At 69.8% G+C, this 11,737-nt stretch carries 10 protein-coding genes and 1 pseudogene; 3 read left to right on the top strand and 8 right to left on the bottom strand.

What is annotated here, in order from left to right; translation table 11 throughout:
• The 3 genes and pseudogenes from D7W79_RS30225 to D7W79_RS30215 form a co-directional block, all read left to right on the top strand.
• A pseudogene (locus D7W79_RS30225) lies at positions 1-308 on the top strand (hypothetical protein); the annotation flags it as partial.
• Positions 309-434: 126 nt separating this feature from the next.
• Entirely contained in the window at positions 435-815 is a 381-nt protein-coding gene (locus D7W79_RS30220) for a helix-turn-helix domain-containing protein (protein ID WP_120528841.1), read from the top strand.
• Positions 816-843: 28 nt separating this feature from the next.
• Positions 844-1,329: a cupin domain-containing protein gene (locus tag D7W79_RS30215; protein ID WP_120528840.1), complete on the top strand. Its 486-nt coding sequence runs from the start codon at positions 844-846 to the stop codon at positions 1,327-1,329.
• 9 nt (positions 1,330-1,338) lie between these two features.
• Here the strand turns inward: D7W79_RS30215 and D7W79_RS30210 are convergent, their stop codons facing one another.
• The 8 genes from D7W79_RS30210 to D7W79_RS30175 all read right to left on the bottom strand — a co-directional run.
• Positions 1,339-2,061 (bottom strand): immunity 52 family protein, encoded by a 723-nt coding sequence (locus D7W79_RS30210; RefSeq protein ID WP_120528839.1) that lies wholly within the window; start codon positions 2,059-2,061, stop codon positions 1,339-1,341.
• 14 nt (positions 2,062-2,075) lie between these two features.
• Positions 2,076-3,416 (bottom strand): restriction endonuclease fold toxin 5 domain-containing protein, encoded by a 1,341-nt coding sequence (locus tag D7W79_RS30205; protein WP_120528842.1) that lies wholly within the window; start codon positions 3,414-3,416, stop codon positions 2,076-2,078.
• Between the two features lie 88 nt (positions 3,417-3,504).
• Positions 3,505-6,351 (bottom strand): Ig-like domain-containing protein, encoded by a 2,847-nt coding sequence (locus D7W79_RS30200; RefSeq protein WP_120528838.1) that lies wholly within the window; start codon positions 6,349-6,351, stop codon positions 3,505-3,507.
• 267 nt (positions 6,352-6,618) lie between these two features.
• Complete coding sequence (gene epsA / locus D7W79_RS30195) at positions 6,619-7,422, bottom strand: exopolysaccharide biosynthesis glycosyltransferase EpsA (RefSeq protein ID WP_120528837.1); 804 nt, start codon at positions 7,420-7,422, stop codon at positions 6,619-6,621.
• Positions 7,423-7,432: 10 nt separating this feature from the next.
• Complete coding sequence (gene epsB, locus D7W79_RS30190; RefSeq protein ID WP_120528836.1) at positions 7,433-9,592, bottom strand: GH44 family glycoside hydrolase EpsB; 2,160 nt, start codon at positions 9,590-9,592, stop codon at positions 7,433-7,435.
• Positions 9,593-9,658: 66 nt separating this feature from the next.
• Positions 9,659-10,195, bottom strand: coding sequence for a serine O-acetyltransferase EpsC (gene epsC / locus D7W79_RS30185; protein ID WP_171421923.1), 537 nt, complete (start codon positions 10,193-10,195; stop codon positions 9,659-9,661).
• 5 nt (positions 10,196-10,200) lie between these two features.
• Positions 10,201-11,238: an exopolysaccharide biosynthesis glycosyltransferase EpsD gene (epsD, locus tag D7W79_RS30180; RefSeq protein ID WP_120528834.1), complete on the bottom strand. Its 1,038-nt coding sequence runs from the start codon at positions 11,236-11,238 to the stop codon at positions 10,201-10,203.
• Positions 11,235-11,737, bottom strand: a 503-nt coding sequence (locus D7W79_RS30175; RefSeq protein WP_120528833.1) for a hypothetical protein, incomplete at its 5' end; no start/stop codon positions are given. The genes epsD and D7W79_RS30175, both read right to left, overlap by 4 nt.

Here is an 11,737-nt window from a genome sequence, read left to right as displayed (position 1 = left end):
CGGTGGGGCTGGGGGTTCACCTGGCGGCCATGGCGTTCTGGGGCGTCGTGTACTCGCTCCTGGACGCGATGTTGCCGGTGGACGGGCGGGGGCGCTGGGAGTTCCAGGCGGCGGTGGGGATGCTCTTCGGCATCTTCGTGTGGCTGGTGGACTTCCAGCTGCTGGCGCGCGGCTACTTCCCCTGGCTCCTGAGCGTTCCGCAGTTCCTCCAGATTGTGTGGCACGCGGTGTTCCTGGGGCTGCCCATGGCGCTGCTGTTCACGGCGGCCGAGCGCCGGCGTTCCCCCGTGGCGGAGCCCACGCCCTGAGAGGGGTCCGGGCCCTGGTGGGAGGTGGGAAAAAACGCCAGAGGTAAGGTGACATGACCCGACCTTCAGGGTTATGCCCTGCGGCCGAGGCCATGGAGGCGCTTCGCACCGGGGACTGGCAAGGGCATGGACACTGAACTGGCGGGAATCCTCGGGGCGGCGGCGCGGACGGTGCGGGTGAAGCTGGGCCTGACGCAGGCGGACGTGGCGGACCGCATCGGCATGGCGTCGGAGGTGTATGGCCGGCTGGAGCGCGGCCACATGCTGCCGAGCGTCCAGAACCTGCGCCGGCTGTGCGTCGTCCTGAACATCCCGCCGCACGACCTGCTGGGGTTGGGGGACGAGTTCGCCGCGCCGCAGCCGAAGGAGAAGCCCCGGCCGCGCGGTGACGAGGAGGTGCCGGAGATGCGGCGGCTGATGCGCAACCTGCGGCGGCTGACGCCGGTGCAGCTGAAGCTGATGAACCTGGTGGCGTCCGCGATGCAGCAGCAGAAGAAGAAGCCCTGAAGGGGCGCGGCGTTAGACTGGGCCCACCATGGTCGAAGAGCTGGTGCGCAGGCTGGACCTCAAGCCCCACCCGGAGGGCGGCTACTACCGGGAGACCTACCGGGCGGCGTTCCAGGTGCAGACGCTCCGGGGGCGCAGGTCCGCGGGGACGGCCATCTACTACCTGCTGCAGCGGGGGGAGTTCTCCGCGTGGCACCGGGTGGTGGGCGCGGATGAGCTGTGGCTGTTCCACGACGGCGAACCCCTGGCGTTGCACCTGGTGCACGAGGATGGCCGGCTGGAGTCCACGGTGCTGGGCCGGGACGTGACGCAGGGCCATCAGCCGCAGGTGCTGGTGCCGGCGGGGGTGCTGCAGGCGGCGGAGCCGCTGGGCGCGTACACGCTGGTGGGCTGCACGGTGTCGCCGGGGTTCGACTTCGCGGACTTCGAGCTGCCGGAGGCGGAGGCGATGGTGTCCCGCCACCCCGCGCACGAGGTGTTGCTGCGGCGGTTGGCCCGGCGCGCGCGGCGCTGAAGCGGGCTTTTACGTGCCCCAGGGGCGCAGGGGCGTGAGCAGCCCCGCGGCCTGGAGGCGCGCCTGGACTTCAGCGGCGAGCGCGACGTGGGCGGGGTTGGAGACGGTGAACCGCTCCTGCGTGAGGGTGATGAGCGTGCCCCGGTCCGGCAGGTGCTCCACCTGGACGGGGGAGGGCAGCGGGGGCACGGGCCCGCGGAAGTCGGCGAGGTACATGACCCAGCCGCCGTAGGTTCCGGGCTTGGGGAACTGCTCGGTCACGATGCTGTCCACGTGCTGGCTGGACGTGGCGAGGGCGAACTCGGGCTCCCACGCGAGCGCCATGGCGCGCACCACGCCGGTCATGACAGGCGCGGTCACCACGCGCTCCGCGACCTTGCTCTGGCCCAGGGGGTTGAGGATGCAATGGGAGTTCACGTACGTCGAGGAGCCGCCGCAGCTGCCATTGACCCCCGAGGTTTCATCCTCCGACTCCCCGGCCCATAGCCAGAACCTGGAGCTGTCGACAATCCGGTTGCTCTTCTGACCCAGGAGCTTCGCGAGCGTCGTGGCATCTGGCTGGACCTGTCGCTTGCGTGCTTTCTCGAAGGTCGCCGCGGATTGATGCCAGCGGTTCCAGGTTGGCTCGAGTGGAGCCATCATTCCGAGGAAGGACTCCAGGCGTCGGGCGCAGGCCTCCACCGGCTCAGGCCGGACCAGCCAGTAGCAAGCCGCGTAATGCGTCTCGAGCATGGCTCCAGCATGCCTCATCGGATCGGCGGGATGGACACCACTTCAATCGGATAGCTGCGATCACTGAAGGCTTTCCGGAGAAGCTCGGCGAATCTTTCCTCCGCCACAATCCAGCGGATGCGCTTCCCCTGAGCCAGATTGAGTTGACGCTCCGCTTGGACAAGCACCTTGTCGAAGCCCCGGTAGAACTCCTTCAGCGTCATGTTGTCCTTGATGAACTTCGCATACCCCGGGCCTTTGGCCTCCAGCAGTAAGTCCTCCACCAGGTCATAGCCGTCGAAGTCGACCTCCTCGTCTCCCTGTTTGAGCCGGTACGCGGAGCCCTTCGGCGCGCCAGTCACCTGTGCCTGGTACTCGCGGGCACGGTCGGACATCGACTCCTTCACCTGTACCCACTTGCCCGGGCCTCCTGAACTGCTCGGAGGAGGCGGGCCCATGGCCGCCATGGTCATCGCCGTGGACGCGAGCGTGACCTCCACCACTCCGTCCACCACCGCCACCGCGCTCACATCCAGCACGCGAGCCACGTTGAAGCCCGCCTGTGTCGTGCCCAGCCGCACCGCGTCCGGGAAGCCCGGCATCCACGTGAGCGCGGATGACAACCCCACCGTCACGCCGTGACTCACCAGCACCGTGACGGCGAGCACGAAGATGCGCGCCACCTCCGGCCCCAGGGCCCGAGCGAAGACCTCCGCCGCCTCCTCCAACTCCTGGAACGTCGTGGCCCTATCGGTCGCCGCCTTCAACGCACCGCACGCCCGCACCACCGTGAGGAACGACTGCACGCCCACGTACGCCAGGAACACGGCGGCAATCACCGCCGCCGCCTTGGTGAACACAGGCTCTGGTGCCGCAGCCAGCACCACCCAGGACGCAATCGCTCCCGAGACCACGGACACGAAGAACGCCGGGTTCACCGTGTCCTCCAGCGCATCCCCAATACTCGCGCGCAACGGATCCAACGACATGCCCACCGCGAGCGTCAGCCGGTCCATCTCGCCGAAGCCCGCCCCATCCTCCAGCAACGACAGACAATCCCCCGGAGCTTCATGCGCGCGGCACCACCGCCCGTACCGGTCCCGCAGCATGAACCCCAGCCCTCGGTCCAGCTCCGCGCCCTTCCTCGCCACCGTGCGAACGACCTTCGGAGACCGCACCGTCAGAGGCACGTCCAACACCAACCGCGCCAACGCCTCCTCGAACTCCCGAGCACCGACCGGCACCCGCCGGTCCCAGCTCACCGGCGCATACGTCCGAGTCCCCCGCTCCGTGCGCAGCCGCACCGTGGGCCCACCGGCGCAGCCCGTGATCAGCACGAACAACAACATCCACACGCCGGCCCTGTGTGCGTCCATGCGGCCCATGACACCCCCAAAGACAACGGGGCGGAAGGCCCGTGAGGACCTCCCGCCCCGTAGGGGCACCGCCGTCAATGACAGACGGCTAGTTGTTCTTCACCGTGAAGCTGAAGCTCTGGATGACGAAGTTGTCCACCGCATCCGTCATCCACACGTCCACCGTGTGCGTGCCATCCAGCAGCTCGCGGGTGTCCAGCTCCGCGGTCCAGTTGCCGTTCGACTGGAGCGTGCCGGCGCGGATGCCCGACCCGTCCCGCGTGAACGCCACGTTCTTGATGCCGCTCAGCGCATCCGTCACGCGCGCCGTCAGCGTCACCACGCCGCTCACCGTGCTGCCTGGCGCGGGCGTCAGCAGCGTCGCCACGGGCGCCTGCGTGTCGTAGCGCACCGTGCGCGTCACGCGCGTCGTGCGTCCCGCCTCGTTCGTCGCGTCGATGGTCAGCGTGTTCACGCCCGACGCCAGCGTCACCGACGTCTGGATTTCACCGCCGCCGCGAGGCAGCTGGAACATCTGGCTGCCCAGCTTCACCGTCGTGGCCGACACGGAGGACACGCGAATCACATACGGCAGCGTGTTGTTGGCGCGCGGTCCGAACGTGGCGCCGTCCACCGGGTCCGTCGTCACCGTGGGGGAGCCGGAGTCCACGAACACGTGCACCACGGCCTCCGTCACGTTGTTCGCGGAGTCCGTCGCGCGCACCAGGATGCCCTGCTCGCCGAAGTTCGGCAGGCTCACGGGGTGCGTCACCGAACCGGTGCCGAACTCCAGCAGCGTGGTGTTCACCCACTGCGTCTGCACGCGCGTCGGCGTCCGGTCGTCGATGAGGCTGGTCACGTCCACCAGCCCGCCCACCACCTGGCCCTGCACCGGCGACTGGATGGTGATGACCGGCGGGATGCGGTCCACCGTCAGGTTGATCTGCTTCGTGGTGACGCCGCCCAGGTTGTCGCGGCCCGTGAGCTGGATGATGTTCGGACCTTCCACCAGCTCCACCGGGATGTAGACCAGACCGCCGCTCAGCTCGGGGTTCACCACCACCGGCGTGCCGCCGTTCACGATGAACGCCGCGTAGGTGATGACCGCGCCGTTGGTGGCCGGCTTCACGAAGCCCCACGCGTTCAGCGTCGTCTCGCGGAGGAACGCGGGCTGGTTGCCCATGATGACCTCCGGCGGCGTGTACGGATACGCGTTGATGTTCAGCGTCTGCGCCGCCGTGCTGCCCAGCAGGTTCTGGCTGTTCGGCTGCAGCGTCACGCCGGAGTACACCGCGCGGTAGTCCTGCGCGCCCGTGGCGGTCCACGTGTCCGTCGCGATGCTCCACGGCAGGCTGAACACGCCGTCGCCGTCCGCGTCGTCATCCGCGCCAATCGCCACGCCCGCCACGAAGAAGGTCACCACGCCCTTCAGCGGCCCCGTCACCACGGTGTTCGACGCGTCCCGCACGCGCGCCGACAGCAGCGTCGCCTGGCCAATGGTCACGCTCGCGTTCGCCGCGGGCGTCAGGATGGCCGTCGTCGTCGCCACGCCCGTCACCGGAGGAGGCGGCGGCGTATACGTCTTCGCGCGAGCCGACGCGGACACGCCCGGCGCGCCACCGGAAGCCGCCGTCACCGTGACCTCCGACAGCAGCGAGGGCAGCAGGTTCGCCGGAGCGCGCACCGTCAGCGTCACCATGGACTCCGCGCCGGAGGCCAGGAACACCGTGGGGCGGCTCAGCGTGGCCGTCCAGCCGGGCAGGCCGCCCGCGGCGCTCAGCGTGTACGTGTCCGCCTGGTAGCCGTGGTTCTTCACCTTGAACGTGAAGGTCGTCTCCTGCGCGGCCGGGTCGTAGATGGGGAACATCTTCGTGTCCTCGCCCACCACGGACACCTCCACGCTGAAGTCGCCGAAGCACGCCAGGCCCAGCGACGCGAACGTCGTCGGGATGTCCGGCGTCGCCGTGCCCGAACCCCAGCTGCCGTCCGCCGCCTGGCGGGACTTCAGCCACTCGATGGCGTTGAACAGGCGCGCGTTGCTGGCCGGCTCCAGGCCCGCGAGGCACAGCGCGTACACGCCAATGCCCGTCGCGAAGTCGTTGGACGCGTCCGAGGGCAGGTTGCCCCAGCCCTTACCGCTCACCGCGGGCATGGCCACCAGCTGGTTCGCCAGCGTGGTGATGGCCGTGGTGTTCACGTTCCCCGTGCCCGGGCCCGCGGCCTTCAAACCCACGATGGCCCACGACTTCTGGAACGTGTACGGCATGCCGTCACCGGTGCCGGACGTGTCGTTGTTGTTGAGGTTCGCGCGCAGGTACGCCGCCGCCTTGTCGATGGCCGTCTGGTATTGCGCCGCCTTCGCCGGGTCCACGCGCTGCTTCGCCTGCGACAGCGCGACGATGAAGCGCGCGGTCAGCGGCACGCTGCCGTGGTCCACCGGGAAGTTGATGTGGTCCTCCGGCCACCGGCCGCTGGCCTGCTGGAGGCCCACGGCCCAGTTGGCCGCCATCACCAGCGCGCTGCTGTACTGCGTGGATACGTACTGGTCGAAGCCCGCCAGGCCGAAGGACGCCCAGCTCGTCTTCTCGTTGGGGTACAGGCTGCCCTCGTGCAGCCAGTTGCCCGCGGGCCGCTGGTCCGTCTTGATGCGCGCGCCCAGGAGGTCCAGGTTGCCCTGGATGGTGCGGCCGTTGGAGGTGGCCTGCGCCATGTTGTAGCCATTGGCCTTGGCGCTCGACAGGCCGAACACCGCCGCGCCCTGTCGGTGACACGCGATGCAGTTCTGCGACGTGGTCCAGTTGGCCACGTCCGCGCTGAGGAACTGGATGGCCTTCTGCGTGGCCTCCGTGTTGGTGGCGGCGGCCGCCGGCAGACTGAAGGCGGACAGCAACAGCGCCGCGAACACGACGAGGCGCGCCGCCCAGGAGGGCGACGAGCGGGGAACGGCTGATGACATGGGGGAACGTCCAGGGACCTACGGGTGGGCACACCCCGGGCGCGGGGAGCAGGGCCCCCAGCGCACACCCCGGCCCGTCCACCCACGCTTCACCTCAGCGCCCCGGTGGTCCACGGCCTGCGTCTGTCTGGAAGAAGCACCCCGCGGGAGGAGTGCGGGGCTAGAATACTCAACAATGTCTGTAAATGTCCAGACAGGGCCAAAGCCAGTCAGACCCGTCAAGTCGGAGCCTGGAAGGGGACCGGGCAGGTTCTGACCCGGGGTGGGTCACTCCGTGGGCTTGACGCCGGTGCGCTTCCACAGCTCGCGCAGGAGAATCACCCCGAACTGCGAGTCATTGAGGATGTAGCGGCGCCACAGGCGCTTGGGCTCGTGGGTGAGGCGGTAGAGCCACTCGAAGCCCGCCTTGGCGATCCACTCCGGCGCGCGCTTGGCGGTGCCGGCGATGAAGTCGAACCCCGCGCCAATGCCGATGGCCACCGTGGGCCCCAGCTTCTGGGCCACCTGGGAAATCCACACCTCCTGCTTGGGGCTGCCCAGCGCGACGAAGAGCAGGTGCGGATCCTTCTCCCGGATGCGCGCGACGATGGGGTCGTTCTGCGCGTCGCCCGCGTCCAGGTTCACCATGGGCGAGTCCCAGCCCACCACTTCGATGCCGGGGTACTGGGCCTGGAACTGCTTGCCCACCTTCTCCGCGACGCCGGGGCCCGCGCCCAGCAGGAAGATGCGCCACTTGCGCTCGGCGCCCAGCTTCACCAGCGGGAGGATGAGGTCGGAGCCGGCGATGCGCTCCGGCAGCGGCACGTCCAGCATGCGCGATGCCCAGACGATGGGCATGCCGTCCACCACGGAGATGGTGGCCTTCTGGTACGCGTCGCGGAAGCGCGTGTTCGTCTCCGCCAGGACGACGTGGTCCACGTTGGCGGTGAAGACGTAGCCGCCCTGGTGCGCGTCCACCAGCTCGCCAATGGCCGTGATGGCCTGGGGGAAGGTGAGCTGGTCGATGGCGAGCTGGCCGATGTTCAGGCGCGGGCGGGAGGAGGCGGCGGCGGGGGCGTGTGCGGTGGTCAAGGCGTCGTCTTCACTTCACCGTGAGGTCCAGCACGGTGATGGAGTAGGGGGGAAGGCGTTGGGACAGGGCCTGCTCGGCCTTCGTGCCGGTGGCCTGTTCGGTGAAACCGCCGGGCGCGCCCGAGTACCCCATGACGCGCACGGTGTTGAGCGAGCCGCAGCCCTTGAACTCCAGCTGCGCCTGGGCGGGCTGCTCGGGGTCGAAGTTGAGCACTACGGCAGTGAGCTTCTTGCCGGTGGCGTCCCGGGACGCGAAGAGGCTGGTGCCCTCCGGCGCGGTGGTGGACAGGCCGTTGTCCTGGAAGCGGCCGCCCTTGCCGTCGAAGTCGCGGTACGCGCGGAACGCCCAGAACGTGGGGCTGTTCTCCGCGGGGTACTGCCAGAAGAACGCGGACGTGAGCCCCTGCTGCCCGAAGCGGCCCAGGGCCTCCGCCTGCGCCAGGCCGCCGCTCATGTGCTTCATGGCGCCGAAGTTGTACTCGCCAATGGACATGCCCCGGCCGGGGTAGTTCTCCGCGATCCACTGCTTCACGCGGGGAATCAGCTGGATGGGCTCGGCGATCCAGGACTCGTCCTTGTAGGTCGGATCCCACAGCGCGCGCGTGGATCGGATCCGCCGCGCGTTGGTGTCAGGGTCGGTGGCGCCCTCCAGGCCCAGGCCCACGTTGGTCTGCGGGTAGAAGTGCACGTCCACCACGTCCAGCAGGCGCACGCCGGTCTTCTTCTCGTAGTCGCGCAGCTCGCGCAGGTACCAGGGCAGGAGGGGCACGTCGCCGTGGGCGCGGCGGTCGGTGTACGGCGGGCGGCCGGGGGCGAAGTCCGCGGCGGACCAGAAGTAGTTCGTCCAGCCCCACTCCGCGGGACCGGCGATGACGGCGTCCGGATCCGCCTTCCGCACGGCGGAGCCGTAGTCGATGGTGCGCTTGAGCAGCTCGTCGTAGGTGAGCGGTTCGGGGTGCACGTCCCGGTGCGTGGAGCTCCAGAGGGCGGGCTCGTTGTCCAGGATGTACATGTTCACGCCGCGCCTGGCGGCCTTGAGCGACTTCACCCACTCGCCAATGAACTCCGGCGGGGCCTGCACGCTGGTGGTGGTGGGCTGTCCGGGCACCAGGGGCGTGCCGTCGCGGCGCACGCCGTTGCCGCCCGCGGGCTCCGTGTCGTCCTGGGCCTGCTGCGGGCCGAACTCGGACACCGGGAAGCCCACGGAGGTCGTGTCCTTGGCCACCCAGCCCAGCAGGGGCAGCGTGAGCGCGGACTGCACGTTGTTCTTCCGGTTGGACTCCAGGAAGTCATCCGCGCCGAAGCCCAGCTGCACGTTGCGGAAGTACCAGTCGTTGCCGGTGTTCCACGCGCGCCCCAGCTTCCAGTTGTAGCGGGACGTGGGGTTGCCGCCCCAGCGGCGGATGGTGGCGCCCAGCTTCCACTGGTGCGTGTCCGTGGTCTCTTTGTTGCCGTCCAGCGCGATGCCGTAGATGAGCGGGTTGATGGGCTTGGACGGCGCGGTGCAGTCGATGATCATCTTCGACTCGCGGCCGTCGCCCCGGCCCATGCGCCCACCGCCCGCGGCCCGAGCCGCTGCGATGTCCGGCGACAGCGGCACCAGGGCCACCTTGTCGAAGAGCACCCAGTCCCGGGCCACCTCCTTCGACGCACGGAACACCAGGCGGTCGAAGGGTTCGCTGCGCGGGTTGAGGACCTCCATGGGCACGACGACCTCCGCCCACTCGCGGTCCTTCTTGACGATGAACTCCGGGCTGATCCGCACGTGCGGGAACGTGGCGGCGCCAGGGGCGTCCAGGCGCACGTCCAGGAACTCGCCGTAGGACTCCGGGGCGGTGAAGCGGAAGCTCAGCGCGCCGTACGCGCCCGGGAGCTTGGGCCGGTAGAGGATCCACCCGCCGTAGTTGAACATCCGCAGGCGCGCGGGCGCGCCCTTGGGCGTCTCACGCGGCGCCCAGCCGATGTCCTTCCATCCCGCCTGGAGGCCGCCGTCGTAGACGGCCACCGTGTCCGTGGGGGCGGGCTGCGCGGCGGTGTCCTTCGAGGGAGCGGCGTCCTTCGCGGCGGCGTTCTGCTGCTGCGCCATCGCCACGCCCGCGCCGCTGCCCAGCACCGCGCAGGTGAGGATGACGGTGCGCTTCCACCGCGCGTGCTTCGCCCTGTCTGCCATGACCTTCTTCAACGCATCCCCCGGAACGAACCCGGCACAGCGGATCAACAATGCACAGCGCGATGGCTACAGCGGGACCTCGTCCTGGTCCTTGCGCGGGAAGATGCGCGCGGGGATGCCCACCGCGACGCTGTCCGGCGGCACGTCCTGGAGCACCACGGCATTCGCGCCAATGCGCGACCGCGCGCCGATGCGCACGGGCCCCAGGATGCGGGCGCCCGCGCCAATCCAGACATCGTCCTCGATGACGGGGTAGCCGTTGTCCTTGGCGGTGCCCACGGTGTTGTTGCCGTAGAAGCGCACGCGGTCGCCGATGCGCGCGTCCCCGCCGATGACGACGCCCAGGCTGTGCACGAAGTACACGCCCTTGCCCAGCGTCACGTCCTTGCCAATCTCGATGCCCATCACCGCCGTCTGGGCCACGCGCAGCACGTGGTTCACCAGCGGGATGTGCAGGGCGAGCGCCGCCTCCCGCGCGCGGTTGAGCGCGGTGATGCGGTACGAATCGCTGGTCAGCACCACCTTGGCGATGGACTTCGCGTCCGACGAACCGGTGGCCGCCTTGGCCATCTCCAGCGCGTCCGAGATGAGGGCTCCGAACATGGCAATCATCCTTGGGGATTTCCCCGGCCCTGCAGGTAGCGCGCGACGCCCTTGGCCACACCCCGCCAGCCGCCGGCCTCCGTGCGGGCCCCGCGCAGGTACTCCATGCCGTACGCCACGGAGGTGCCCGCGAACGCGGCGCCCGTGAGGCCCAGCTTGTCCGCGACGGTGGAGGCCTTCACCACGGCCTCCGTCAGCTTGCGGGATGCTTCCGGCGCCACCACCGCGGAGGCGAGCAGCGGGCGCGACAGCAGGTTCGTCTCGAAGAAGAGGCGCCAGGGGTTCACGCCCTTCACGTCCGGGTGCTTCACGGAGACGTGGGTGTCGAACATGCCGTAGCGGTGGGCGCGGCGGATCCACTTCTCGAAGCTGACGTGGTCGCTGCCGTGCAGCACGTACGCGTCCGGCGCGAAGAGGAACGCGCAGCCGGCCTTCTCCAGGCGCACGCCCAGCTCCACGTCCTCGGACTGGCCCAGCGTCTTGTCGAAGCCGCCCACGCCCACGTAGTCCGCGCGGGGGAAGGACACGTTGCCCGTGTACAGGTGGTTGCCGCGCGCCTTCGCGCCGGGGACGGACAGCTCCTCCGCCATGCGGTTGTTGAGGTACGCGTACCAGCGCTCGAAGAGCGGCATCTCCCCGATTTCGGGGTCCGGCCGGATGCGGCCCAGCACCACGTTGCGCGAGCCCTGCGGGTGGTGGGCCAGGTGGCGCGCGAGGAAGTCGGAGGCCACCTGCATGTCGTCATCCGTGACGAGCACCGTGGTGCCCCGCGCGGCCAGCACGCCCCGGTGCCGCGCGGCGGCGGCGCCCGCGTTCTGCTGCACCTCCACGCGCAGGGTGTAGGGCAGCTTGAGCGCGGAGAGCGGCCCCTTCACGTCGGTGGCGGAGCCGTCGTCCACCACCACCACCTCGAACTGCTCGGGCGGCAGCGTCTGGCCGGCCAGCTGCTGGAGCAGGCGGGTGATGAGGGGCAGCCGGTTGTACGTGGCGATGACGACGCTGAGCCGGGGGGCCGGGCCAGCGGGGGAGTCGGAAGGGCTCATGGCTTCTTCTTCTTGGCGGCGTCGGCGCGCTTCTGCTTCTTCGTGGGAGGCCGGAAGGTCACGCTGCCGGCGAAGCGGTCCTCGCCCACCAGCGCGAGCGTCTTCTGCGCGGAGCCGAAGTCCGTCTCGCCCAGCGTGACGACCAGCAGGGCGGTGTCCGCGGCCAGGGCCAGGGGGAGGCTCGCCGGGTGGGTGAGGAGCGAGTCGATGACGACGATGACCCGCTCCCCCTGCTCCACGCGGCGGCGGACCTCCAGGACCATGCGCGGGGCGCCAGCGGGCTCGATGCCGATGGCGTCCACCAGGCGCAGGGGCGGCTCCGGGTAGGGCGATCCAGCCTCCATCAGCGCCTGGGCCGCGTCCATCGCGGGGGCGCCGGGATGGGCGGGGACGACCACCAGGTAGGTCCAGGCGCGGCGGTCCAGCGCGAACCACAGCCGCGACAGCTCCGGCGAGGGCACGGCGCTCGCGGGCGGGGTCTCCTCGGAGGGTGACGGGG

The organism is Corallococcus exercitus, assembly GCF_003611585.1.
GTDB lineage: Bacteria > Myxococcota > Myxococcia > Myxococcales > Myxococcaceae > Corallococcus > Corallococcus exercitus.
This window is presented reverse-complemented; position numbering and strand designations above follow the sequence as displayed.